This is a genomic window from Isoptericola luteus, from assembly GCF_020297055.1.
GTDB classification, from domain to species: domain Bacteria; phylum Actinomycetota; class Actinomycetes; order Actinomycetales; family Cellulomonadaceae; genus Isoptericola; species Isoptericola luteus.
This window is the reverse complement of record NZ_JAIXCQ010000007.1, coordinates 69,504-93,533: the sequence shown is the minus strand read 5'-3', so window position 1 is coordinate 93,533 and position 24,030 is coordinate 69,504. Positions and strand designations below refer to the sequence as shown.

The following is a 24,030-nucleotide window of genomic DNA, read 5'->3' as shown; positions in this document are numbered from 1 at the left end:
CGGCAACGGCCCCACCGTGTGAGACTTCCCGCATGGAACGCACCATGGGCGTCGAGGAAGAGTTCTTGCTGGTGGGGGCGGACGGGGGCCCGGTCGCGAAGGCGTCCGAGGCCCTCGAGTCCTCGGAGACGGCCAGGGCTGTCGCGAGCCCCCACGGCAAGGGCGCCGGAGCGCTCGAGACGGAGTTCATGGAGGAGCAGCTCGAGACGGCGACGCACCCGCGCCGCGGGCTGTCCGACCTGGCCGGCGAGATCCGCGCGGGGCGCGCCAGGGCGCAGGCGGCCGCGGACCGGGTGGGTGCCCGGGTCGCGGCGCTCGCCACGTCGCCGCTGCCCTTCGAGGGCACCACCGTGCCCAGCCTGCGCTACCTCGAGGCCCGCGCCCGCTTCGGGCTCACGGCGCGCGAGCAGCTCACCAGCGGGTGCCACGTGCACGTCGCGGTCGCCGACGACACGGAGGGCGTCGCCGTGCTGGACCGGATCGGGCCGTGGTTGTCGGTGCTGCTCGCCCTGAGCGCGAACTCGCCGTTCTGGCAGGGAGAGGACTCGGGCTACGCCAGCTTCCGCTCACAGGTCTGGGCCCGCTGGCCCACGGCCGGGCCGACCCGGGCGTTCGGCAGCCCGCAGGCGTACCACGACTCGGTCGCCGCGCTGGTGGCCACCGGGACCGTCCTCGACCAGAACATGGTCTTCTACGACGCCCGCCTGTCCGCGAGGTACCCGACGGTCGAGATCCGCATCGCCGACGTCTGCCTCGAGGCGGACACGGCGACGCTGCTGGCGGCGCTCGCGCGGGCGCTCGTGGAGACCGCGGCGCGCGAGACCGCCGACGGTCTTCCCGCGCCGGAGCTGCACACCGAGCTGCTGCGCGCGGCCTCCTGGCGGGCCGGCCGGTCCGGGCTCAGCGAGGTGCTGCTGTCCCCGCGCACGTGGCGGCCGGTGCCCGCGCACGACGCCGTCGGCGAGCTCGTCGCACACGTGCGCGAGGCCCTGGCGGACTCCGGCGACCTGGATGACGTCACCGAGCTCCTCGGGCGGCTCTGGGCGGGCGGCGACGGCGCCGCGCGTCAGCGCGCCTGGCTCGCGGAGGGCGACGGCGACGCACGTCACGTCGTCGAGCGGGCGGTCGCCGCGACGCACGCCTAGCGCCGCATCGCAGCACGCGACGGCGCGGCGAGCGCCCAGCGGGTCAGTCCTCCCAGCCCATCCTGAGCACCTCGAAGGCCGTCGCGTGCCGGGTCCCGAACGCCGCCCCGGTCTTTGTCGTCATGCCGCCGAGGAACTCGGCGGGGTCGAAGCCGTCCCAGCCGAGCCCGTCGAGGTAGGCCGCGTGCGCGCGCAGGGAGGCGACGCCCGCGTCGAAGGTGGCGGTGACGTCGACGGCGTGCGCGGCGTCCGGGGACCCCGCCACCCAGACCTGCCGCACGCCGCCCCAGGGTTCGAGCCCGTCGGCCTCGAGCTGGTCGGCGAACACCCAGCGGTTCCCGGCGTCGCGGACGGCGTCGACGACGGCGCGCCCGGTGGCGACGTGGTCGGCCTGGTTGAGCATCCCGCCGGGGAACGACTCGCGGTAGTTGCCGGTGACGACCACCTCGGGGCGGTGCCGGCGGATCGCGCCCGCGATCGCGCGGCGCAGCGGGAGGCCGTACTCGATCACGCCGTCGGGAAAGCCCAGGAACTCGACCTCCGTGACGCCCACGGCCCGGGCCGAGGCGATCTGCTCCGCCTCCCGCACGCGCCGCGACTCGTCCGGGTGCAGGCCGTCGATCCCGGCCTCGCCGCTGGTGACCATGACGTACGCGACGCGCTTGCCCTGGCCGGTCCATCGGGCGACCGCCGCCGCGGCCCCGAACTCCATGTCGTCGGGGTGCGCGACCACCGCCAGCGCCGTCGACCAGTCCTCGTCGAGCGGTGTCAGCGCGGCGCTGCCGGAGCCCGCGTCCTCGGGGGTCGTCATGGCGCCCACGCTAGCTCAGTACGTCGTCAGGCCGCGGGACCGGAACACCTCGCGCACGGCCTCGGTGGCGGCCGCCGTGGGCGGCGGCGTGTCCGCGAGCTCGTAGGTGCGGCCCAGCTCGGCCCACTTGTCGCGGGCCATCTGGTGGAACGGCAGCACCTCGACGCGCTCCACCGTGCCGGGGCGCACCGCCTCGATCGCGGCGGCGTGGTCGGCCACGAGGCCGACCTGGCGTGGGTCGTCCGTCAGCCCGGGGACCAGCACGAAGCGCACCCAGACCCGCACGCCGCGCTCGGCGAGGTGCCGCCCGAACCGCAGGGTCGGGGCCAGGGACCGCCCCGTGACCCGGCGGTACGTCTCCTCGTCGCCCGCCTTGATGTCGAGCAGCACGAGGTCCGTGTCGTCCAGCATCGCGTCCGTCGCGTTCGCCCCGAGGAACCCGGAGGTGTCCAGCGTGGTGTGCACGCCGAGCTCCTTCGCCCCGCGCAGCACGCGCGCCGCGAAGGCGGGCTGCATGAGCACCTCGCCCCCGGAGAGGGTGATCCCGCCACCCGTCGCGGCGAAGATGCCGCGGTACCGCGCCACCCGTGCCAGCAGGTCCTCGGCGAGCACCGGCTCGCCGTCCTTCATCGCCAGCGTGTCCGGGTTGTGGCAGTACAGGCACCGCAGCGGGCACCCGGACAGGAACACGGTCAGGCGGGTCCCGGGGCCGTCGACGGCGGTGACGAGCTCCCAGGAGTGCACGGAGCCGAGCTCGCCCGTCCGCATCAGCGCGAGCCGCTCGTCCCGGTCGACGTCGGCCGTCTCCATGCCCCGCAGGCCTGCGCCGGCCCGGCGCCGGGACGAGGGGGCATCCAGGGTCGCCGGGCCGGCAGTCATCTCAGAGCTCCCCGTGGAAGGTGCGCGACAGCACGTCGAGCTGCTGCTCGCGGGTGAGCCGCACGAAGTTCACCGCGTAGCCCGACACGCGGATCGTCAGCTGCGGGTACTTCTCGGGGTGCTCCATGGCATCGGTGAGCGTCTCGCGCACGAGCACGTTCACGTTCATGTGGTAGCCGCCCGCGCCGAACGAGGCGTCGAGCAGGCCGACGAGGTTGCCCACCTGCTCGTCGCGCGTGCGGCCCAGGCCGGCGGGGACCACGGTGTTGGTCAGCGAGATCCCGTCCTGCGCCTGCGCGTAGGGCAGCTTGGCGACCGACAGGGCCGAGGCGAGCATGCCGTGCGTGTCGCGTCCGTTCATCGGGTTGGCGCCCGGGGAGAACGGCTCGCCCGCGCGGCGGCCGTCCGGCGTGTTCCCGGTGGCCTTGCCGTACACCACGTTGGAGGTGATGGTCAGCACCGACTGGGTAGGGACGGCGTCGCGGTAGGTCCGGTGCCTGCGCACCTTGGCCATGAACGACTCGACCAGCTCGACCGCGATGTCGTCCACGCGGTCGTCGTCGTTGCCGTACGCGGGCCAGTCGCCGTCCGTGACGTAGTCGACGACGACGCCGCGGTCGTCGAGGACCGGGGTCACGGTCGCGTAGCGGATGGCGGACAGCGAGTCCGCGGCCACGGCGAGCCCCGCGATGCCGCAGGCCATGGTGCGCAGCACCTCGCGGTCGTGCAGCGCCATCTCCAGACGCTCGTACGCGTACTTGTCGTGGGACCAGTGGATGCAGTTGAGCGCCTCGACGTAGGTCTCCGCGAGCCAGTCCATGGTGCGGTCGAAGCGGTCCCGCACGTCCTCGTAGTCGAGCGCCAGGCCGGGCGTCACCGGCGGGAACGCGGGCGAGACCTGCGCGCCGGTGATCTCGTCGCGGCCGCCGTTGATCGCGTACAGCAGCGCCTTGGCGAGGTTGACCCGCGCACCGAAGAACTGCATCTGCTTGCCGATCGCCATCGGGGACACGCAGCAGGCGATGCCCGCGTCGTCCCCCCAGGCCGCGCGGATCTCGTCGTCCGACTCGTACTGCACGGCGGAGGTGTCGATCGAGACCTGGGCGCAGAAGTCCTTGAAGCCCGCCGGCAGGCGGTCGCTCCAGAACACGGTCATGTTGGGCTCGGGTGCCGGGCCCAGGTTGTACAGGGTCTGCAGCATGCGGAACGAGTTCTTGGTGACGAGCGGCCGCCCGTCCGACCCCATGCCGCCGATGGTCTCGGTGACCCACGTCGGGTCGCCGGAGAACAGCGCGTCGTACTCGGGGGTGCGCAGGAACCGCACGATGCGCAGCTTGATGACGAAGTCGTCCATGAGCTCCTGCGCCCGCGACTCGTCGATCACGCCGGCGCGCAGGTCGCGGTCCAGGTACACGTCCAGGAACGTCGACGTGCGGCCGAGGGACATCGCGGCGCCGTTCTGCTCCTTGACCGCGGCGAGGAAGCCGAAGTACAGCCACTGGACGGCCTCGCGGGCGTTCGTGGCCGGCCCCGAGACGTCATACCCGTAGGACGCGGCCATCTCCTTGAGCTCACCCAACGCCCGGATCTGCTCGGCGTGCTCCTCGCGCTCCTGCGCGACCCGCTCGCTGAACGGCTCGGTGTCGAGCAGGAGCTTGTCGACCTTCTTCGCCTCGATCAGCCGGTCGACGCCGTACAGCGCCACGCGCCGGTAGTCGCCGATGATGCGGCCGCGCCCGTACGCGTCGGGCAGGCCGGTGATGAGGTGAGAGCTGCGCGCGGCGCGCACGGCCGGGGGGTAGACGTCGAAGACGGCCTGGTTGTGCGTCTTGCGGTGCGTCGTGAAGAACTTCTCGAGGTCCTCGTCGACGGGGTAGCCGTAGGTCTTCAGCGCGCCGGCCACCATGCGCCAGCCGCCGTTCGGCATGATCGCCCGCTTGAGGGGCGCGTCGGTCTGCAGCCCGACGATGAGCTCGGCGTCGGCGTCGATGTAGCCGGGGCCGTGCGCGGTGATGCCTGCCGGGGTGTGCGGGTCGACGTCGTGGACGCCCTTGGCGCGCTCGGCCGGGAACATCGCCGAGAGCCGGCTCCACACCCCGGTGGTGCGCTCCGTCGGTCCCGCGAGGAACGAGGCGTCGCCCTCGTAGGGGGCGTAGTTGCGCTGGAGGAAGTCCCGCACGTCGACCTCGTCGCACCACGGCCCGGGGGCGAACCCTCGCCAGGCCGTGCTCGTCGTGGTGTCGATCGTGGCGGATACCGCGTCGGTCGTCATGCCTCGCTCCTTCGGGTCGTCCACTACCCCGAGGATATCGTGAAAACTTTCACAAGATGCTCTGACGGCCTGTGACGTCCCAGACACACGGTGCGCGGGGTCAACCCACCGCACCCCGCGACCGCGGGGAAGCGGCGAGCGCGATCACCTCGCGCGTCGCAGGTGCGACGACGTCCGGCCGGTCGCCGCCCTGCCAGGCCCGGCCGTGGGACACCCAGCCGGTCCGCGTGCCCGCGGCCCGTCCCACGGCGACGTCCGCGTGCGCGGCGTCGCCGATCATCCACACGTCACGACGGTCGACGTCCGACGCCCCGAGCCTGTCGAGGGCGACCTCCACGAGGCGCGGGTCGGGCTTGGCGACGCCCTCCTCCCCGGAGACGACGATCGCGTCGACGTGCGGCTCGATGCCGCAGCGCGCGATCTTGCCGCGCTGCTGGGCGGACGCGCCGTTCGTGACCACGGCGACACGATGGCCCGCCGCGCGCAGCACCTCGAGGGAGCGCAGGACGCCGTCGTAGGGGCGGATGCCCGCGAGGATGCCCGCCCGGAACCGCTCGATCGCCGCGGGCACGTCGTCCGGCCAGCCGAGCCGGTCGACGATGACGCGCGCGAGCGCCTCCTTCGAGCCGTGCCCGCCCTCGTCGGCGGCGACGATCGCCGCCAGGTCGTCCGCGGTGCCGCCCACCTGCGCGACGGCGTCCGACGCCCACGCCCCGAAGGCCGCCGCGCGGTCGACGAGCGTGTTGTCGAGGTCCAGGAGCCAGATCATGCGGCGAGGCTACCCGCGGACCACAGCCCGAGGGCAAGCGTCTCAGGCGTCCGCGAGCGCCGCCAGCGCCGCGCGCACGGCGTCCTCCGCGCGCATCCGCTGCGCGGTGAGCACCTGGTCGCGGGTCGCGTGGTCGAGGAAGCTCTTCGACACGCCGCGGTGCACGAACGGCGTGCGCACACCCTGCTCCGCCGCCCGCTGGGCGACGGTGGCGCCGACGCCGCCGTCGACGAGGCCGTCCTCGAGGGTGAGCACCAGGTCGTGCTCCCCCGCCAGCTTGACCAGCGCCTCCGGCACGGGCAGCACCCACGTCGGGGCGACGACGTCCACCTCGAGACCGTGGGCGGCGAGCGACTCCCCGGCCGCGAGGGCCGCGCCGGCCATCGACCCGACGCCGACGACCAGGACGCGCCTGCCCGCCGCCGCGCCGGCGCCCGGGACATGCCGCGCGACGACGTCCACGCCGTCGAGCTCGGCCACCGCGGGGATCTCGTCGGTCAGCGCGCCCTTGGCGTAGCGGATCACCGTGGGGGCGTCGTCGACGTCCACCGCGGTGCGCAGCGCCGCGCGCAGCGTGGGCTCGTCGCGGGGGGCCGCGAGGCGCAGGCCGGGCACGATGCGCAGCATCGCCATGTCCCACATGCCGTTGTGCGACGCGCCGTCGTCGCCGGTCAGCCCCGCCCGGTCGAGCACGAACGTCACGCCGGCGGAGTGCAGAGCGACGTCCATGAGGACCTGGTCGAACGCCCGGTTGAGGAACGTGGCGTACACGGCCACCACCGGGTGCAGCCCGGCGAACGCCATGCCCGCCGCGGACGTGACGGCGTGCTGCTCGGCGATGCCGACGTCGAAGGTCCGGTCCGGGAACTCCTCGGCGAACGGCGCGAGGCCGACGGGGTGCAGCATGGCCGCCGTGATCGCGACGACGTCCGTACGCGCCCTGCCGACCTTGACCATCTCGTCGGCGAAGACCTTGGTCCAGCCGAACCGGGACGGCGCGACGGGCAGCCCGGTCTCGGGGTGGATCCGCCCGACGGCGTGGAAGCGGTCGGCCACGTCCTGCTCGGCGGGCGTGTAGCCGCGGCCCTTCTCGGTGATCGCGTGCACGATGACCGGCCCGCCGTAGGCCTTGGCGCGGCGCAGCGCGTGCTCCATCGCCAGCTCGTCGTGACCGTCCACGGGGCCCACGTACTTCAGGCCCAGGTCCTCGAACATGCCCTGGGGCGCGACGACGTCCTTGAGGCCCTTCTTGAGCCCGTGCAACCAGTCGTACGCGAACCGGCCCGGCGCCCCCGTGCGGTGCAGCGTGCGCTTGCCCCACTGCAGGAACGACTCGTAGCCGCGCGTGGTGCGCAGGGTGTCGAGGTGGTGCGCGACGCCGCCGATCGTCGGGGAGTACGAGCGGCCGTTGTCGTTGACGACGACGATGAGCCGCCGGTCTTCGGACGCCGCGATGTTGTTCAGCGCCTCCCAGGCCATGCCGCCGGTGAGCGCACCGTCGCCGATGACGGCCACGACGTGCCGGTCGCGGCGGCCGGTGACCGCGTTGGCCTTGGCGATGCCGTCGGCCCACGACAGCGCGGTGGACGCGTGCGAGTTCTCCACGACGTCGTGCTCGGACTCGGCCCGCGAGGGGTAGCCCGACATCCCGCCGCGCTTGCGCAGCGCCGAGAAGTCCTGGCGCCCCGTGAGCAGCTTGTGCACGTAGGCCTGGTGGCCCGTGTCGAACACGAGCGTGTCCCGGGGCGAGTCGAACACCCGGTGCAGGGCGAGCGTCAGCTCGACCACCCCGAGGTTCGGGCCCAGGTGCCCGCCGGTGCGCGAGACCTGATCGACGAGGAACGCCCGGATCTCCCCCGCAAGCTGCGTCGTCTGCGCCGGGGTCAGCCGGCGCAGATCCTCAGGCGAGCGGATGCCGCTCAACAGACCCATGTGTCACTCCTCCACATAACCGGACCACTGTAAGCGGTCTGCGTCACTCCCACGTGCACGACGGGGACGATAGGTTCAGGGGTGCCGACGGGAACACGTGACCACCGGCACGCGCCCGCAGGACGGTCGACCCGTCCGCGGCACGAGGACTCAGGGGACGACCCGTGCGCTTTCTCTCCGGCCAGCAGCCCACCACCGACCTCACCTACGGTGACGTCTTCATGGTCCCGTCCCGCTCGGACGTGACCAGCCGCTTCGACGTCGACCTCGCGTCGGACGACGGCACCGGCACCACGATCCCGGTGGTCGTGGCGAACATGACCGCCGTCGCCGGCCGTCGGATGTCCGAGACCGTGGCCCGCCGCGGCGGCGTCGCGATCCTCCCCCAGGACATCCCGGTCGACGTCGTCGCCGACGTCGTCGCCGACGTGAAGTCGAAGGACCCCGTCGTCGAGACACCGGTGGTGGTCGGCCCGGGCGACACCGTGTCGACCGTGCTCACGCTCCTCGGCAAGCGGTCCCACGGCGCCGCGGTGGTCGTGGCAGACGGGCGCCCGGTCGGCGTCGTCACCGAGCACGACTGCGGCACCGTCGACCGCTTCGCGCAGGTGCACCAGGTGATGTCCGACGACCTGGTCTCCATCGACGTCGCACAGCTCGAGGCCGACGGCCTGGAGGCCACCTTCGAGCGGATGCACGCCGCCAAGGTGCACCTCGCGCCGGTGGTGCGCGACGGCCTCCTGGCGGGCGTGCTGACCCGCAAGGGCGCCGTCCGCTCGACGGTGTACCGCCCGGCCCTCGATGCCGGCGGCCGGCTGCGCGTCGGCGCGGCCGTCGGCATCAACGGCGACGTCGCGGCCAAGACGCGCGACCTGCTCGACGCCGGCGTCGACGTGCTGGTGGTCGACACCGCGCACGGGCACCAGGCCAAGATGCTGCAGGCCCTGGAGGCGGTCCGGTCGGTCGACCCGCAGGTGCCCGTCGTCGCGGGCAACGTCGTCACCGCGGCGGGCGTGCGCGACCTGGTCGCGGCGGGCGCCGACATCCTCAAGGTCGGCGTGGGCCCGGGCGCGATGTGCACCACCCGGATGCAGACGGCCGTCGGGCGCCCGCAGTTCTCCGCCGTGCTGGAGTGCGCGGCGGCCGCCCGCGAGCTGGGCAGGCACGTGTGGGCGGACGGCGGCGTGCGGCACCCGCGCGACGTCGCGCTCGCGCTCGCCGCCGGCGCGTCCCAGGTGATGATCGGCTCCTGGTTCGCCGGGACGTACGAGTCCCCCGGAGACCTGCACGACGACGGCACGGGCCGCCTGTACAAGGACTCCTTCGGCATGGCCTCGGCACGCGCCGTCGCCGCGCGGACGGCGGGCGCGGGCTCGGCGTTCGAGCGGGCCCGCAAGGCCCTCTACGAGGAGGGCATCTCCACCGGCAAGATGTATCTGGACCCCCTGCGCCCCGGCGTCGAGGACCTCCTGGACGAGATCACGGCGGGCCTGCGCTCGAGCTGCACCTACGCCGGCGCCCGTACTCTCGCCGAGTTCCACGACCGCGCGCTGGTGGGCGTCCAGTCGGCGGCCGGCTACGCCGAGGGCATGCCGCTCGCCACGAGCTGGTAGCGGACCCGAGCTGGTAGCGGTGCGGGGCGACGACGCATCGCTCCCGGCCGGCGGTAGCCTGCCCGGATGACCACCTCCGAGCCCGCGTCGGCGCGGGCCCAGCTCGAGGGCCTGGCGCGGGACCCGGCGTTCCCCGGTCCGTGGCCGTACGCGCGCGGCGCGATGAGCGCCGCGGCCGCACGACCCGCCGCGGTCCTGGTCCTCTTCGGCGTCCTCGACGACCTCGCCGCCGACCACGTCGCACAGTCGCAGGCGCTGGCCCCGGACCTCGACGTCCTCCTGCTGGCTCGCGCCACCACCCTGAGCACGCACGCCGGCCAGGTCGCGTTCCCGGGCGGCCGGGTCGAGCCCGGCGAGGGCGTCGTCGACGCTGCCCTGCGCGAGGCCACCGAGGAGACCGGTCTCGACGCGGGCGGCGTCGAGGTGCTCGGCACGTTCGCCGAGCTCCCGATGCCCGTGAGCAACCACGTGGTCACCCCCGTGCTCGCCTGGTGGGCGCGCCCCTCGCCGGTCCGCGTGGTGGACCATGCCGAGTCCGCGCACGTGTTCCGGGCGCCGGTCGCCGACCTCGTCGACCCGGCGCGCCGGGTCACGACCGTCGTGCGGCGCGGCGGCAACACCTGGCGCGGCCCCGGCTTCCAGGTGCACGACGGCGACGTCACGCACCTCGTGTGGGGCTTCACCGCGGGCATCCTCGACACGATGTTCGACCACCTGGGCTGGACGGAGCCGTGGGACCGGGGCCGGGAGCTCGAGCTCTGAGCACCCGGGCGCTGCCGGGCCGTCGGTGGCCGTCGGTGGCCGTCGGTGGCGACGGCTATCTTCCGAGCATGACCAGCACCGACACCTTCTTCGCGCTGCGCACCGGGCGGCCCGAGGGCATCCCCTACGCGCTGACCGTGCACGACCTCGGCCCGGTGAACGTGCCCTCCGGCCGGCTCGAGGCCAGCGACCCGTACGTCACGCTCGGCGAGGGCCTCGAGATCCCCGTTCCGCCCGGCAGCCACCCGGTCCGGCTCACCGTCGCGGACGTGTCTCCGGAGCAGGACGGCAGTCACCCGCGCGAGGCGTACCTGTCCGTCGTGCTGGACGGGCGGCCCGCCGCCGAGGTGCGTCCGTTCGTGCCCGCGGGCGCCCTCGCGGACGCCACGGACGGGACTGCCGACGAGTCCGGGGAGAACCTTTGCCACGGCGTCGGCGTGGACGCCGGGACGGTGGGGTTCGCCGACGCCGCCGGCGTCCGGGTCGCGCTGGCCCGGGTCGACGACTGGTACGAGGACGTGGTCGAGCACGACGGCCCTGACGCATGGTTCACGTTGCAGGACTCCACGGACCACCTGGTCCCCGGCGCGGCCAACGTCGCGCTCCCCGGCGTCGATGGCGGCGAGAACGTGGTGATCTCCCACTCCGGCTGGGGCGACGGCTTCTACCCGGTCGTCACGACCCACGCCGAGGACGGCACGCTGACCGGCGTCCACGTCGACCTGCAGGCCGTCACCCACGAGCCCTGGTGGTCGCACCTGCCCCGGGAGCAGGAGACCGCCGCCTCCTGAGACGCGGGTGATCCGGGATGATGACCCGCGTGCCTGCCGCCGAGATCGACGTCGACGTCCCGCTCGCCCGCGCGCTGCTCGCCGAGCAGCACCCCGACCTCCTGGACGCCGGCGAGCCGCGCGTCGTCGCCCACGGCTGGGACAACGTCATGCTGCGTGTCGGCGACGAGCTCGCGCTGCGCCTGCCGCGGCGCGCGGCGGCGGCCGAGCTGGTGCTGCACGAGCAGCAGGCCCTGCCCCTCCTCGCCGGCCGGCTCCGGGCCGCCGCGCCCGACGTCGCGGTCCCGGCACTGGTGCGCGCGGGTCGGCCCAGCGCGGCGCTCGGCTACCCGTGGTCCTGGACCGTCGTCCCCTGGGTCGACGGCGTCGGCGCCGACCGGACCCCGGTGGCCGCCCGGACGGCCTGGGCGGGCACGTTCGGCCGCTTCCTCGCGGCCCTGCACGTGCCGGCTCCGCCGGACGCCCCCGCGAACCGGGTCCGCGGGGTGCCCCTGGCCCGGCGGGCCGAGGCCCGCGACCCCGCGGCGCTGGCCGCGCGGCTCGACCTGGTCCCGCCCGGCCGGCGGGAGGCCGCCCGGTCGGTCTGGCGGTCGGCGCTCGCCGCGCCGGAATTCGACGGCCCGCCCGTCTGGCTGCACGGCGACCCGCACCCGGCCAACCTCGTGGTGCCCGGCGGGGGCGGGGGTCTCCGGCTCGCGGTCGTCGACTGGGGCGACGTCACCTCGGGCGACCCCGCCGGTGACCTCGGCGCGGCCTGGCTCTGCTTCGACGCCGCCGGGCTGGCGCGGTTCCGGAACGCGGTGCAGGCCCACGCCGCCCACGGGCGAGGCTGGGACGAGGCCACGTGGGTCAGGGCGCGCGCGTGGGCGCTCCTGTACGCGACGAACATGCTCGCCCACCCCGGCGAGCACCCGCGCATGGTGCCGATCGGGGAGCACGGCCTCGCCCACCTGCTGGCCTGAGGACGTGGCCCGCCCGGTCGCGGCACACTGGGCGCATGGCCACGCAGAAGACCACCTGGACGGACGCCGACCCTCGCGAGTTCGTGGCCGCCGTCGCCCGGCCTGCCCGGCGCCGCGACGCGCACACCATGCTCGACCTCATGACCCGGGCAACCGGCGAGCCGCCGCGGATGTTCGGTACGTCGATCGTCGGTTTCGGCGAGTACCGGTTCGCCTACCCGACCGGACGGAGCGGGCACGCACCCGCCGCCTCGTTCTCGCCGCGGACCACGGCGACCGTGGTCTACCTGCCGGACGGCGTCGAGGCGCACGCGGACGCCCTGGCCGGGCTCGGCCCGCACACGAGCAGCGTCGGCTGCCTGTACCTCAAGGACCTCGCGACGGTCGACCTCGACGTCCTCGAGCAGATCGTGCGGGACTCGTCGGCGACGCTCACCGCGGACACGTTCGGCCGGCGGGCCGGCGAGGGCGGTGCGTAACGTCAGCTCGCGCCCGGCTCCCGCAGCAGGCCCTGCGACGCCCCTGCGGCGAGGAGCACGGCCCGTACTGCTGCCCTGGCGCGGTCGTAGGCCGCGGCGTCGTCGAGCAGCAGCGAGGCGAGGTCGGCGCGGTCCAGGGCTCCGTCGATGACGAAGACCAGCTGGTCCACGTCGGTGCCGTCACCCAGCTCGCCGCGCGCCACGGCGTCCCGGACCAGGCGTGCGAGGTAGGCGTCCCAGTCCCGCAGCGCCGTGACGACGGCGTCCCGGACCGGCCCCGGCGCACGCGCGTCGAGCTCGGCGCCCGCCGTCCGGAAGAAGCAGCCTCCCTCGAACACCCGGTCCGCCGAGTACGCGCACCACGCCAGGACCGTGCGCCAGAGCATCGGCAGGCCCGGGTCGCCGTCCCGTGCGGGCAGCACGACCGCCTGGCGGAACACCTCGCGGGCGCGCGCCACGGCGGCGACCTGCAGCCCCTCCTTGGACCCGAAGAGCCCGGCGATCCCGCTCTTGTTCACCGGAGCGGCCTGCGCCAGCGAACCGAACGTCAGACCGTCGAGGCCCTGCACGGACGCGACCTGCACGGCACGGTCGAGGACCGCCCGGCGCGAACGGTCGCCGCGCGCCCGGCGGCCGTCGGTCGCCGGCTCCGCTGCCGTCACCGCCACCTGCTCCTGGCTCATGGCACCTCCTGGGGTCATGAGTTGAGTGTACGACCGTTCGTTCAGTGGTACGGTGCGAGAGTTGCAATGCGAACGACCGTACAGATACTCCGGAGGCTCCCGTGCCCTACGTCCCCACCGTCGTCAGCACCGGCTTCCGCGTGCTCTCCGCGGTCTCACCGCCGCTGGCCGTCCGGGTCGGCGCCCGCACCTTCTGGCGGGTCGGCCCGCGGGCCGCGGTCCGCGACGTCGACCGCGACGTGCACCAGCGCGCGTCGCGCGCCACGGTCCACGTGGACGGCGAGCGCGTCGTCACCTACGCCTGGGGCTCCCCCGACCGGCCCGCCGTGCTGCTCGTGCACGGCTGGCAGCTGCGCGCGTCACGCCTCGCACCGCTCGTGGTCGCCCTCGAGAACGCCGGCATGCGGGTCGTGGCGTTCGACGGCGTCGCGCACGGCGAGTCCACCGGGCGGCGCATGTCCGCCGTCGAGCACATCGCCACGATGCACGCCGTCCAGGCCGCCGAGGGGCCGTTCACGGCCGTCGTCGGGCACTCGCTCGGCGGCCTGTCCGCGGGCCTCGCGCTCCACGAGGGCTTCGCGGCCGACCGGTTCGTCTCCCTCGCCGCGCCGACGGGGTTCGACGCGGTGGGCGCGACCTTCCTCCGGTTCGCGGGCATCCCCGACACCCTGCACGAGCGCTTCTGCGCGCACGTCGAGCGCACCTTCCCCGGCTCGGGGCCGGGCGTCCGCGACCGGCTGACCCTCACCGCCCACCCCGTGCCCGAGCACGTGTCCACGCTCTTCGTCCAGGACTCCGGCGACCGGATGACGGACCCCGAGGACGCGCAGCGCCTGCACGCGGCGCACCCGGGCAGCGAGCTCGTCCTCACCAACGGCCTCGGGCACAACCGCGTCCTGGACGACCCGGGCGTGCACGACGCCGTCGTCACGCACGTCACCGCCCCCGCGCGAGCCCGCTGACCCGCCCGCTCGCGCGCCGAGGGCCCCGGACGGTCGCACCCCGGCACACGACGACGGCGCCCTGCCCCTCCGCGTGGAGGGACAGGGCGCCGTCGTCGTGCGGTACCAGGCTCAGTCGATACGTGCACCGAGCCCTGCGTTGCGCTACCGGCTCAGGCGACGAGCGAGCGCAGCACGTACTGCAGGATGCCGCCGTTGCGGTAGTAGTCCGCCTCGCCCGGCGTGTCGATGCGCACCACGGCGTCGAACTCGACGACCGAGCCGTCGGCCTTGGTGGCGGTGACCTTCACCGTCTCTGGGGTCGTGCCCTCGTTGAGCGCGGTGACGCCCGAGATGTCGAACGTCTCCGTGCCGTCCAGCCCCAGCGACTGCGTGGACTCGCCCGCCGGGTACTGCAGCGGCAGCACGCCCATGCCGATGAGGTTGGAGCGGTGGATGCGCTCGAACGACTCGGTGATGACGGCCTTGACCCCCAGCAGCGCGGTGCCCTTGGCGGCCCAGTCGCGCGACGAGCCGGAGCCGTACTCCTTGCCGCCGAGGACGACGAGCGGGGTGCCCTGGGCGGCGTAGTCCTGCGCGGCGTCGTAGATGGTGTCCTGGGCGTTCTTCACGAAGTTGAACGTGTAGCCGCCCTCGACGCCGTCCAGCAGCTGGTTCTTCAGGCGGATGTTCGCGAACGTGCCGCGGATCATGACCTCGTGGTTCCCGCGGCGCGAGCCGTAGGAGTTGAAGTCACGACGACCGATACCGTGCTCGGCCAGGTACACGCCGGCCGGGCTGTCCGCCTTGATGGCGCCGGCGGGCGAGATGTGGTCCGTGGTGACCGAGTCGCCGAGCTTCGCCAGGACGCGCGCCCCGGCGATGTCCGAGACCGGCTCCGGCTGCGCACCCATGCCCTCGAAGTACGGGGGCTTGCGCACGTAGGTGGACTCGGGGTCCCAGGAGAACGTGTCGCCCTCGGGCGTCTCCAGCGCGCGCCACCGCTCGTCGCCGGTGAACACGTCGGCGTAGTCCTTGGTGAACATGTCCCGGTCGATGGAGGAGTCGATCGTGGCCTGGACCTCCTCCGCCGACGGCCAGATGTCCTTGAGGAAGATCGGGTCGCCGGCCTCGTCGCGACCCAGCGGCTCGACGTCGAAGTCGAAGTCCATCGTCCCGGCAAGGGCGTACGCGATGACCAGCGGCGGGGACGCCAGGTAGTTCATCTTCACGTCAGGGTTGATGCGGCCCTCGAAGTTGCGGTTGCCGGACAGCACGGAGACGACGGCGAGGTCGTGCTCGCTCACGGCCTCGGAGATCTTCTCGTCCAGCGGGCCCGAGTTGCCGATGCAGGTGGCGCAGCCGTAACCCACCAGGTGGAACCCGAGCTTCTCGAGGTAGGGCCACATGCCCGCCTTCTCGTAGTAGTTCGTCACCACCTGCGAGCCGGGCGCCATCGACGTCTTGACCCACGGCTTGGCCTCGAGGCCCTTCTCGACGGCCTTCTTCGCCAGGAGCGCCGCGGCGAGCATGACCGACGGGTTCGAGGTGTTGGTGCACGACGTGATCGAGGCGATCGCCACCGCGCCGTGGAAGAGGTCGTACGAACGGCCCTGGGTGTCGGTGACCGGGTAGGTGGCCACCGGACGGACGCCGACGGCCGGCGAGTCGGAGGCCGGGAACGACTCGATCTCCGACTGGTCGATCATGTTGACGACGTCGGGCGCGTAGTTCGGCAGGTCGCGCGCGAACTCCGTCTTGGCGTGGGAGAGCTCGATGCGGTCCTGCGGGCGCTTCGGGCCGGCGATCGACGGCACGACCGTGCCGAGGTCCAGCTCGAGGTACTCCGAGAACGTCGGCTCGACGTAGCTGTCCGCGCTCGGGTCCAGCCACAGGCCCTGCTCCTTGGCGTACTCCTCGACGAGCGCGACCTGCTCGTCGCTGCGGCCGGTGAGGCGCAGGTAGTCGAGCGTCACGCCGTCGATCGGGAAGATCGCGGCGGTGGAGCCGAACTCGGGGCTCATGTTGCCGATGGTGGCGCGGTTCGCGAGCGGCACCTGGGCGACGCCGTCGCCGTAGAACTCGACGAACTTCCCGACGACGCCGTGCTGGCGCAGCATCTGGGTGATGGTGAGCACGACGTCGGTCGCGGTCACGCCCGCGGGGATGGAGCCGTTGAGCTTGAAGCCGACGACGCGCGGGATGAGCATCGACACGGGCTGGCCGAGCATGGCCGCCTCCGCCTCGATGCCGCCGACGCCCCAGCCGAGCACGCCGAGGCCGTTGACCATCGTCGTGTGCGAGTCGGTGCCGACGCAGGTGTCGGGGTACGCGCGCAGCACGCTGCGGCCGTCCACCTCGACCTCGCGCGTCATGACCGTGCGCGCCAGGTACTCGATGTTGACCTGGTGGACGATGCCCGTGCCCGGGGGCACCACCTTGAAGTCGTCGAACGCCGTCTGGCCCCAGCGCAGGAACTGGTAGCGCTCGTGGTTGCGCTCGTACTCGAACTCGACGTTGCGCGTGAAGGCGTCGGCGCGGCCGGCGACGTCGATCTGCACGGAGTGGTCGATGACCATCTCGGCGGGCGCGAGCGGGTTGATCTGCTTGGGATCCCCGCCGAGGTCGGCGACGGCCTCGCGCATGGTCGCGAGGTCCACGACGCAGGGCACGCCGGTGAAGTCCTGCATGATCACGCGCGCGGGCGTGAACTGGATCTCGGTGTCGGGCTGCGCGTCGGGGTCCCAGGACGCGATGGCGCGCACGTGGTCGGCGGTGATGTTGGCGCCGTCCTCGGTGCGCAGCAGGTTCTCGGCGAGGATCTTCAGGGAGTACGGCAGGCGTTCGACGCCCTCGACGGCGGCCAGGCGGAAGATCTCGTACGACTTCCCGCCCACCTCCAGCGTTCCCTTTGATCCGAACGTGTCCACGCTGCTCACAGTGGCTCCTTCTACGGGGCTGGTCGGCGCGGACACCGTGTGCCGTGCTGCGACGAGGCTGCACCGAGACGGTCCGACGCCGGGATGTTCCGGGGGGCTCCGCCCAGCGTACGCACGCGCCGCCGGGCTACGCCCAGCATAGCCCATATATCTTGACGTCAAGATACTTCGACGACGCTTCCGGCGTGTCGGCGGGGAACGGCCGCCCGGGCCACATGCCGGGAACATCGCGGCCCGGCGCGCCGTTCTGCCTGTGCCGCCGACCGGAAGGACGCTCGATGCCGACCACCTCCGCCGAAGCCACACCCGCTCCCGCACCCGTGGCGGGGACGCTCCCCACGCTGCGCGAGCAGGCCGAGCGCCTGCTGGACCGCGGCGTCGTCCCGGCGGACACGCTGGCGGCCGACGCCCTGCGGGCCGCCGCCGCCCGTCTCGCGACGAACGCACCCGAGGGAGCGCTCCTGGTCGTCCACCCCCGCCTGCTGCCACCGTCGGCGCTCACCGCGCACCTGACCCGCACCGCCACCGTGCGGCGCCAGGACGTCGAACGGACCGGGTTCGTCGTCGTCGACATGTCCGACGTCGACGAGTTCGCCCCCGTCCCCGGCCTGGACGTCCCCGACGCCGACGTGTACGCCGTGGCCGCCCCCGAGAGGGGCGACCACCTGACGAACTGGTCGCCCGAGGAGGCCGTGCCCGAGATCGCCGGCCGCGGTCGCAGCCCGCTCACGCTGGCCGAGGGGATCCACTGGGTGCTCCAGGCCCCGGACGTCCTGGAGCGCAACCTGTGCTTCATGACCGTCGGCTCCCGGCTGCGCCGGCCGAACGGCACCTACGACGCACGCACGCCCGCGATCTGGATCTCCAACGGCACCGGGCGGGACGGCGCCGCGCGCAGGGGCGCGCCGAAGGTCGGCTGGTGCTGGTGGCGCAACCGCCACACCTGGCTGGGCTTCGCCTCGACGGCCGGGCGGGTCGCCGCCTGAGCCGCCGCCCACGGCGGGCTCCTCAGCGGTCGAGGACCGCGACCGCCTCGACGTGGTGCGTCATGGGGAACAGGTCGAAGGCCCGCAGCCCGGTCAGGGCGTACCCGTGCTCCGCCAGGTAGGCGACGTCGCGGGCGAGGGCCGCGGGGTCGCACGCCACGTAGACGACCCGGCCCGGCGTGCGCGACGCGATCGCGTCGACGACGGCCCGGCCGGCACCGGCGCGCGGCGGGTCGAGCACCACGACGTCCGCCGTCCCGACCGCCGAGCCGCCGGCGTCGCCGTCGGTGAGCACGCGGTCGACGGCGCCGAGGTGCAGCTCGACCTGGGGCAGGTCGTGGGCGTTGCGCCGCGCGTCCTTGACCGCGCGGGCGTCGCTCTCGACGGCGACCACCCGGCCGGAGGTGCCGACCGCGGCCGCCAGCGGCAGGGTGAAGAGCCCGGCGCCGGAGTACAGGTCGAGGAGCTGGGCGCCGTCCACGTCGCCCAGCGCCTCGAGGACGGCCTCCGTCAGCACGGCGGGTGCCTCGCGGTGCACCTGCCAGAACCCGTCGGCGGAGACGCGGTACCGGAAGTCGCCCGCGGAGACGTGCAGCGTCTCCGCCACGGCGCGGCGCGCGTTGGGGCGGGTGTCCGCGCGGCCGCGCCGCCAGACCTGGCCGTCGACGAGCAGCACCGGCTCGCCGCCCTCGGCGGGCGCCACGAGCTCGAGCCGGGCACCGGGCGTCCAGCGGCGGCTCCAGACGCCCTCGGCCTCCGCGAGCGCCGCGACCTCCTCGGTGGCCAGGGGCATCGCCGTCATCGGCTCGATGTCGTGCGACCGGAACCGGCGCATCCCGGCCCGGCCCTCGGCGTCGGCGACCAGCTCGACGCGGGTGCGGTAGGCCAGGCCTCCGCGGTCCTCGTCCCCGGGCGCGGCCTCGACGTCGACCCGCCGGTCGAGCTTCGCCAGCCGGGTGAGCTGCTCGGCGAGCACGTCGGCCTTCCACGCGCGCTGCGCGCCCAGCGCCACGTGCGCGAGCTCGCCGCCGCCCACGCCGCCCGGGCCGGCCTGCGGCCACGCGGACGGCACACGGTCGCCGGACGCCTCGAGCACCTCGACCGCGTCGGCCCGCCAGAAGCGCGAGCCGGTCTCGGTCACGCGGGCGCGGACCTTCTCACCGGGCAGGGTGTGGCGGACGAAGACGACCCGGCCGTCGAGCCGCGCGACGCAGTGGCCGCCGTGCGCGACCGCTCCGATCTCGAGCTCGACCTCACGGCCCACCTCGGGATCGACGGCGGCGGGACGGGGGCGCGGTGCGGAGCGACGGGGTCGGGGCATGGACGCCATTCTCCCCTGTCCCGCGCCGTGCACACGGTCCGCGCGGACGTGATCCTCAGTACCTCGGGCCACCCGGCGGGTACGAGGTGCCCTCGAGGCCCGTCTGGCCCCCGGTCGACTCGAGCTGCCACGGGACCGAGGCGACGACCACGCCGGGGGTGAACAGCAGCCGGCCCTTGAGCCGTAGCGCCGACTGGTTGTGGAGCAGCTGTTCCCACCAGTGCCCCACCACGTACTCGGGGATGTAGACCACGACGAGGTCGCGCGGCGACTCGCGCCGCACGGAGCGCACGTACTTGAGGATCGGACGCGTGATCTCCCGGAACGGCGAGTCCAGGACGCGCAGGGGCACGGGCAGGTCGAGCGCCTCCCAGCGCGACCTCAGGTCGGCGATCTCCGCCGGGTCCACCCCGACGGTGACCGCCTCGAGCACGGACGGCCGGGACGCCCGCGCGTAGGCCACCGCCCGCATCGTCGGCTTGTGGACCTTGGACACCAGCACGACGGCGTGCACGCGGCTCGGCAGGGCCCGGGCGGCCGACGTGTCGTCCAGCGCGAGCTCCTCGCTCACCCGCTCGTAGTGCTGGCGGATCCCCCGCATCAGCACGAACAGCACGGCCATCGCGAGAAGCGTGAGCCACGCGCCGTGCGTGAACTTGGTGACCAGGACGATGACGAGCACCGAGGCCGTCAGGACGAAGCCCACGCCGTTGACCAGCCGCGAGCGCACCATCATGGCGCGCTCGCGCGGGTCGGGCTCCTTGCGCAGGGCCCGCGTCCAGTGCCGGAGCATGCCGAGCTGCGACAGGGTGAACGAGACGAACACGCCGACGATGTAGAGCTGGATGAGCCTGGTCACCTGGGCGTCGAACGCGACGATGAGGACGATCGCCGCGACCGCGAGCGTGATGATGCCGTTGGAGAAGGCGAGACGGTCGCCCCGGGTGTGCATCTGCCGGGGCAGGTAGCCGTCCTTGGCCAGGATGGACCCGAGCACGGGGAACCCGTTGAAGGCGGTGTTGGCGGCGAGCACGAGGATAACGCCCGTGACGACCGAGACGGCCACGAACGCCGGCGTGAAACCCTGGAACACCGCCGCCGCGAGCTGGCTGAGCACGGGGTGCTGGGTGTAGTCCTCGGGGAGCGCCCGCCCGCCCACGGTCAGCTCGGCGGCGGGGTCCATGACGTACCGCACGCCCGTGGCCTGCGCCAGCAGCAGGATCATCATGATCATCGACGCCGACAGGACACCGAGCAGGGCGAGGGTCGTGGCCGCGTTGCGCGACTTCGGCTTGCGGAACGCCGGCACCCCGTTGCTGATGGCCTCCACGCCGGTCAGCGCGGCGCACCCGGAGGCGAACGCCCGAGCCAGCAGGAAGGCGCCCGCGATGCCGGTCAGACCCTCGTCGAACACCTGCGCGGGCACCAGGTCGAAGCCTGCGCTCTCGGCCAAGGGCAGGTTGCCGGCGAAGTACCGCGCCGTGCCCACCACCCCCACCAGCCCCACGAGGAACATGAAGCAGTAGGTGAGGACCGCGAAGACGGAGCCCGACTCCCGTGCCCCGCGCAGGTTCATCACCGTCAGGAGCGCCACGAGCCCCACGGCCACCGCCACCTCGTGACCCCGCAGGAACGGCAGGGCGGACGCGGCGTACTGCGCGCCCGACGAGATCGAGACGGCCACCGTCAGGACGTAGTCCACCAGGAGTGCGGAGGCGACCCCGACCCCGGCCTTCGGCCCGAGGTTGGTGGTGGCGACCTCGTAGTCCCCACCTCCCGACGGGTAGGCCCGCACGTTCTGCCGGTAGGAGGAGACCACCACGAGCAGCACCACCACGACGGCGAGGCCGACCCACGGCGACAGCGTCGTGGCCGCGATGCCGGCCACCGCGAGGGTCAGGAGGATCTCGTCCGGCGCGTAGGCCACCGACGACAGCGCGTCCGAGGCGAACACCGGGAGCGCGATGCGCTTCGGCAGCAGGGTATGGCCCAGGTTCTCGCTCCGCACGGGGCGACCGAGCAGGAGCCGTTTGGCGGCGTCCGCGATGTCCGACACGGCCACCCATGCTATGCCCCGCCGAGGTTCCCGGCCCGGTGTCGGGGCCGCGACCGTCGGCACGCGTCGCACAGCACCTGGCACAGCACCGGGACGGCACGGGCAGGGCGTGATCAGGAGGTATAGCGTTTCGCTCGTGCACTTCGTCATCATGGGCTGCGGACGTGTGGGTTCCACCCTCGCGCAGGAGATCGAGTCCCGCGGCCACTCCGTGGCCGTGGTCGACCAGAACCCGGAGGCGTTCCGGCGGCTGCCGTCGAGCTTCGCCGGGCAGAAGGTGACCGGCGTCGGCTTCGACCGGGACACCCTCGCGCAGGCCGGGATCGAGGACACGTACGGGTTCGCCGCCGTCTCGGACGGCGACAACTCCAACGTGCTCGCGGCGCGCGTCGCCCGGGAGACGTACCGGGTCGAGAACGTCGTCGCACGCATCTACGACCCGCACCGCGCGGAGATCTACCAGCGGCTCGGCATCCCGACGGTCGCGACGGTCCGCTGGACCGCCGACCAGGTGCTGCGGCGCATGCTGCCGCTGGGCGCCACCGACGAGTACCGGGACCCCTCCGGACGGATCCGGCTCGCCCAGGTGGACTACCACCCGGGGTGGGCCGGGTCCTCCGTGCGGCGGATCGAGGCAGCGACCGGAGCGCGCGTGGCCTTCCTGTCGCGCTACACCGACGGGCTGCTGCCGGACGCCGACACCGTGCTCCAGGAGAACGACGTGCTGCACGTGCTGATGACCGACGACGACGCCCCCGGCGTGGAGCGCACCCTCACGCACGCGCCGCGCGAGGAGGACGACTGATGCGCGTCGTCATCGCCGGCGCGGGCTCCGTCGGCCGGTCCATCGCCCGCGAGCTGCTGTCCCACGACCACGACGTGGTGCTCATCGACCGCAGCCCGGCGGCCATGCGGGTGGCCCAGGTACCGGAGGCGGACTGGCTGCTCGCCGACGCGTGCGAGCTGAGCTCGCTCGAGGGCGCCGACGTCGCCGGGGCGGACGTCGTCGTGGGGGCCACCGGCGACGACAAGGCGAACCTCGTCTTCTCCCTGCTCTGCAAGACGGAGTTCGGCGTGCCCCGCACGGTCGCTCGCGTGAACAACCCGAAGAACGAGTGGATGTTCGACGGCTCGTGGGGCGTCGACGTCGCCGTCTCGACCCCGCGGATCATGACCGCGATGGTCGAGGAGGCGGTCGCCGTCGGCGACATCGTGCGGATCTTCACGTTCCAGCAGTCCGGAGCGGACCTCGTCGAGGTCACGCTCGCCATCGACTCCGTGCTCACCGGCATGCGGGTCGGGGACGTCCGGTGGCCCACCGACACGGTGCTCGCCTGCATCGTGCGCAGCTCGATGCCCATCGCGCCCAGCGTGGACGACACGCTCGAGGCGGGCGACGAGCTGCTGCTCGTGGTGAGCGGCGAGGCGGAGGAAGCGCTGCAGCGGCTGTTCCGGGGCGAGGACGCGCCGGGCGCAGGCCCGGTGCCCTGACGCCGGCCACCCACGGGCGGACTGCTCAGGGGGCGGGGTCGGGCGCACGGTGGTGCGCGCCGCGCACCACCGCCCAGGTCAGCCAGAGCACGAGGCCCCACAGCGGCACGCCCAGCACGAGGTGCGCGGTGCCGAGCCAGCCGATGTCGCCGGAGAAGTACAGCGGCACCTTGACGGCGAGCCGCACCGCGAACAGCCCGGCCCAGAACCAGGTCGCCAGCGTGTACCGGCGCAGGAGGTCCCGGTCGCGACGCCAGGCCACGATCCCCGCGAACGGGTTCGGCTGCTCGGCGTCCCCCTCGGGCCCGGCCGGTCCGCCAGCCCTGTCGGCACCGTCGGCGTCCGCTGGGGCGTCGGGGGCGTCCTGCGCCGGCTCCTCCTCGGGCTTGGGTGCCGCCTGGTCGGCGAACCCGGTCCGCAGGGCCTCCACGACGAACCCGACCGCGGGCCAGCGCGCGAGGATCGACCCGAGGATGACCACGAGATAGATCGCGTTGGTCCACAGACCGACCGCGTAGAAGTTCTCCGCCTCCCCGGAGCGCCAGGCCCAGAACACCCCGACGGCGATGCCGAGCAGCCCGCCCAGCGCCTGCGTGATCGGGGTGCGCTGCACCAGCCGTGCCACGACGGCGACGAGCGCCGCCGCGACCGACGCGACCAGCGCGGGGGCGAGGTCGCTGGTCACGACGAACACCACGACGAAGACCAGCCCCGGTGCGATGGCCTCGACCATCCCGCGGACGCCGCCGACGGCCTCGCCGAAGGAGAACGAGTCGGCGGTGACCGCGCGTACGCCGCGGTTCTGCTGCCCGGCGCTCACTCGCCGGCCCTGGCACGCAGCTCGTAGCGCGGGTTGAACATCGTGCGCCGTCCGTCGAGGTCGCAGACCATGCCCTCGACGCGGATGCGGCGGCCCGGCTCGACGCCCGCGATGGTGCGGCGGCCGAGCCAGACGAGGTCGAGGGAGCCCGAACCGTCGTACAGCTCCGCCTCCACCGTCGGTACGCCCTCGCGGGGTCGCAGCACGACGGACCTCAGGACCCCCGCTGCGCTCGCGCGGTGACGGCCCGCGAGGTCGGCGACCGGGACGCAGCCACGGAAGGCGGCGGCCTCGTGCCGCTCCTCGTCGGCCGCGACCTCGTCGGCCGAGGCCAGGGCGTGCTTGACGGCGCTGCGCAGGGACATCGCTGCTCCCGGT

Annotated in this window: 21 protein-coding genes; 10 read left to right on the top strand and 11 right to left on the bottom strand. The window is 73.6% G+C overall.

What is annotated here, in order from left to right:
* Positions 1–32: 32 nt before the first annotated feature.
* Complete coding sequence (locus LEP48_RS11295; RefSeq protein WP_225565703.1) at positions 33–1,145, top strand: carboxylate-amine ligase; 1,113 nt, start codon at positions 33–35, stop codon at positions 1,143–1,145.
* A gap of 43 nt (positions 1,146–1,188) precedes the next feature.
* Here LEP48_RS11295 and LEP48_RS11290 read toward each other — a convergent pair whose 3' ends face one another.
* The 5 genes from LEP48_RS11290 to dxs all read right to left on the bottom strand — a co-directional run bounded on the left by LEP48_RS11290 (position 1,189) and on the right by dxs (position 7,808).
* Positions 1,189–1,956 (bottom strand): PIG-L deacetylase family protein, encoded by a 768-nt coding sequence (locus LEP48_RS11290; RefSeq protein WP_225565702.1) that lies wholly within the window; start codon positions 1,954–1,956, stop codon positions 1,189–1,191.
* Positions 1,957–1,971: 15 nt separating this feature from the next.
* The gene (gene pflA, locus LEP48_RS11285; protein WP_225565701.1) at positions 1,972–2,835 is read right to left on the bottom strand and encodes a pyruvate formate-lyase-activating protein; all 864 of its coding nucleotides are present in this window, start codon (positions 2,833–2,835) and stop codon (positions 1,972–1,974) included.
* 1 nt (position 2,836) lies between these two features.
* Positions 2,837–5,107 carry a formate C-acetyltransferase gene (gene pflB, locus LEP48_RS11280; protein ID WP_225565700.1) on the bottom strand — a complete coding sequence of 757 codons (2,271 nt, stop codon included), beginning with the start codon at positions 5,105–5,107 and terminating at the stop codon, positions 2,837–2,839.
* Positions 5,108–5,207: 100 nt separating this feature from the next.
* A complete protein-coding gene (locus tag LEP48_RS11275; RefSeq protein WP_225565699.1) occupies positions 5,208–5,876 on the bottom strand; it encodes an HAD family hydrolase in 669 nt (222 codons plus the stop codon).
* 42 nt (positions 5,877–5,918) lie between these two features.
* On the bottom strand, positions 5,919–7,808 hold the full coding sequence (gene dxs, locus LEP48_RS11270; protein ID WP_225565698.1) for a 1-deoxy-D-xylulose-5-phosphate synthase: 1,890 nt from the start codon (positions 7,806–7,808) through the stop codon (positions 5,919–5,921).
* 164 nt (positions 7,809–7,972) lie between these two features.
* Here dxs and guaB1 point away from each other — a divergent pair, with 164 nt between their 5' ends.
* From guaB1 to LEP48_RS11245, 5 genes are all read left to right on the top strand, one after another.
* Entirely contained in the window at positions 7,973–9,421 is a 1,449-nt protein-coding gene (guaB1, locus tag LEP48_RS11265; RefSeq protein ID WP_225565697.1) for a GMP reductase, read from the top strand.
* 66 nt (positions 9,422–9,487) lie between these two features.
* Positions 9,488–10,183, top strand: a complete 696-nt coding sequence (locus tag LEP48_RS11260) for an NUDIX hydrolase (protein WP_225565696.1) — start codon at positions 9,488–9,490, stop codon at positions 10,181–10,183.
* A 68-nt stretch (positions 10,184–10,251) separates the two neighbouring features.
* Positions 10,252–10,974, top strand: a complete 723-nt coding sequence (locus tag LEP48_RS11255; RefSeq protein ID WP_225565695.1) for a DUF4241 domain-containing protein — start codon at positions 10,252–10,254, stop codon at positions 10,972–10,974.
* 20 nt (positions 10,975–10,994) lie between these two features.
* The gene (locus LEP48_RS11250; protein ID WP_225565694.1) at positions 10,995–11,936 is read left to right on the top strand and encodes an aminoglycoside phosphotransferase family protein; all 942 of its coding nucleotides are present in this window, start codon (positions 10,995–10,997) and stop codon (positions 11,934–11,936) included.
* 35 nt (positions 11,937–11,971) lie between these two features.
* Complete coding sequence (locus LEP48_RS11245) at positions 11,972–12,415, top strand: DUF1801 domain-containing protein (protein ID WP_225565693.1); 444 nt, start codon at positions 11,972–11,974, stop codon at positions 12,413–12,415.
* A gap of 2 nt (positions 12,416–12,417) precedes the next feature.
* Here the strand turns inward: LEP48_RS11245 and LEP48_RS11240 are convergent, their stop codons facing one another.
* Entirely contained in the window at positions 12,418–13,116 is a 699-nt protein-coding gene (locus tag LEP48_RS11240) for a TetR/AcrR family transcriptional regulator (protein ID WP_225565692.1), read from the bottom strand.
* Positions 13,117–13,199: 83 nt separating this feature from the next.
* Between LEP48_RS11240 and LEP48_RS11235 the strand changes: the two genes are divergently transcribed.
* Positions 13,200–14,060: an alpha/beta fold hydrolase gene (locus tag LEP48_RS11235; RefSeq protein ID WP_225565691.1), complete on the top strand. Its 861-nt coding sequence runs from the start codon at positions 13,200–13,202 to the stop codon at positions 14,058–14,060.
* Between the two features lie 152 nt (positions 14,061–14,212).
* Here the strand turns inward: LEP48_RS11235 and acnA are convergent, their stop codons facing one another.
* Complete coding sequence (acnA, locus tag LEP48_RS11230) at positions 14,213–16,978, bottom strand: aconitate hydratase AcnA (RefSeq protein WP_225565690.1); 2,766 nt, start codon at positions 16,976–16,978, stop codon at positions 14,213–14,215.
* A 278-nt stretch (positions 16,979–17,256) separates the two neighbouring features.
* Between acnA and LEP48_RS11225 the strand changes: the two genes are divergently transcribed.
* Positions 17,257–17,964, top strand: a complete 708-nt coding sequence (locus tag LEP48_RS11225; RefSeq protein ID WP_225565689.1) for a DUF5701 family protein — start codon at positions 17,257–17,259, stop codon at positions 17,962–17,964.
* Positions 17,965–17,986: 22 nt separating this feature from the next.
* Here LEP48_RS11225 and LEP48_RS11220 read toward each other — a convergent pair whose 3' ends face one another.
* Positions 17,987–19,285 (bottom strand): class I SAM-dependent RNA methyltransferase, encoded by a 1,299-nt coding sequence (locus LEP48_RS11220; protein ID WP_422723831.1) that lies wholly within the window; start codon positions 19,283–19,285, stop codon positions 17,987–17,989.
* Between the two features lie 55 nt (positions 19,286–19,340).
* Complete coding sequence (locus LEP48_RS11215) at positions 19,341–21,341, bottom strand: APC family permease (RefSeq protein ID WP_225565687.1); 2,001 nt, start codon at positions 21,339–21,341, stop codon at positions 19,341–19,343.
* A 151-nt stretch (positions 21,342–21,492) separates the two neighbouring features.
* On the opposite strand from LEP48_RS11215, the gene LEP48_RS11210 reads away from it, so the two are divergent.
* On the top strand, positions 21,493–22,146 hold the full coding sequence (locus LEP48_RS11210) for a potassium channel family protein (protein WP_225565818.1): 654 nt from the start codon (positions 21,493–21,495) through the stop codon (positions 22,144–22,146).
* A complete protein-coding gene (locus tag LEP48_RS11205; RefSeq protein ID WP_225565686.1) occupies positions 22,146–22,832 on the top strand; it encodes a potassium channel family protein in 687 nt (228 codons plus the stop codon). The genes LEP48_RS11210 and LEP48_RS11205 overlap by 1 nt, the downstream gene beginning before the upstream one ends.
* A 25-nt stretch (positions 22,833–22,857) precedes the next feature.
* Here LEP48_RS11205 and LEP48_RS11200 read toward each other — a convergent pair whose 3' ends face one another.
* Together LEP48_RS11200 and LEP48_RS11195 are read right to left on the bottom strand one after the other, a co-directional pair.
* Positions 22,858–23,652: a DUF3159 domain-containing protein gene (locus LEP48_RS11200; RefSeq protein ID WP_225565685.1), complete on the bottom strand. Its 795-nt coding sequence runs from the start codon at positions 23,650–23,652 to the stop codon at positions 22,858–22,860.
* Positions 23,649–24,017 (bottom strand): OB-fold nucleic acid binding domain-containing protein, encoded by a 369-nt coding sequence (locus LEP48_RS11195; RefSeq protein WP_225565684.1) that lies wholly within the window; start codon positions 24,015–24,017, stop codon positions 23,649–23,651. The genes LEP48_RS11200 and LEP48_RS11195 overlap by 4 nt, the downstream gene beginning before the upstream one ends.
* Positions 24,018–24,030: the final 13 nt, after the last annotated feature.

Excerpts from the sequence above, each read along its gene's own strand:
- dxs (WP_225565698.1), bottom strand. The coding sequence starts at position 7,808 with ATGGGTCTGTTGAGCGGCATCCGCTCGCCTGAGGATCTGCGCCGGCTG.
- LEP48_RS11220 (WP_422723831.1), bottom strand. The coding sequence starts at position 19,285 with ATGCCCCGACCCCGTCGCTCCGCACCGCGCCCCCGTCCCGCCGCCGTC.
- LEP48_RS11225 (WP_225565689.1), top strand. The coding sequence starts at position 17,257 with ATGCCGACCACCTCCGCCGAAGCCACACCCGCTCCCGCACCCGTGGCG.
- LEP48_RS11240 (WP_225565692.1), bottom strand. The coding sequence starts at position 13,116 with ATGACCCCAGGAGGTGCCATGAGCCAGGAGCAGGTGGCGGTGACGGCA.
- pflB (WP_225565700.1), bottom strand. The coding sequence starts at position 5,107 with ATGACGACCGACGCGGTATCCGCCACGATCGACACCACGACGAGCACG.
- LEP48_RS11290 (WP_225565702.1), bottom strand. The coding sequence starts at position 1,956 with ATGACGACCCCCGAGGACGCGGGCTCCGGCAGCGCCGCGCTGACACCG.
- LEP48_RS11275 (WP_225565699.1), bottom strand. The coding sequence starts at position 5,876 with ATGATCTGGCTCCTGGACCTCGACAACACGCTCGTCGACCGCGCGGCG.
- LEP48_RS11255 (WP_225565695.1), top strand. The coding sequence starts at position 10,252 with ATGACCAGCACCGACACCTTCTTCGCGCTGCGCACCGGGCGGCCCGAG.
- LEP48_RS11250 (WP_225565694.1), top strand. The coding sequence starts at position 10,995 with ATGACCCGCGTGCCTGCCGCCGAGATCGACGTCGACGTCCCGCTCGCC.
- LEP48_RS11245 (WP_225565693.1), top strand. The coding sequence starts at position 11,972 with ATGGCCACGCAGAAGACCACCTGGACGGACGCCGACCCTCGCGAGTTC.
- LEP48_RS11205 (WP_225565686.1), top strand. The coding sequence starts at position 22,146 with ATGCGCGTCGTCATCGCCGGCGCGGGCTCCGTCGGCCGGTCCATCGCC.
- pflA (WP_225565701.1), bottom strand. The coding sequence starts at position 2,835 with ATGACTGCCGGCCCGGCGACCCTGGATGCCCCCTCGTCCCGGCGCCGG.
- LEP48_RS11260 (WP_225565696.1), top strand. The coding sequence starts at position 9,488 with ATGACCACCTCCGAGCCCGCGTCGGCGCGGGCCCAGCTCGAGGGCCTG.
- LEP48_RS11195 (WP_225565684.1), bottom strand. The coding sequence starts at position 24,017 with ATGTCCCTGCGCAGCGCCGTCAAGCACGCCCTGGCCTCGGCCGACGAG.
- LEP48_RS11295 (WP_225565703.1), top strand. The coding sequence starts at position 33 with ATGGAACGCACCATGGGCGTCGAGGAAGAGTTCTTGCTGGTGGGGGCG.
- LEP48_RS11210 (WP_225565818.1), top strand. The coding sequence starts at position 21,493 with ATGGGCTGCGGACGTGTGGGTTCCACCCTCGCGCAGGAGATCGAGTCC.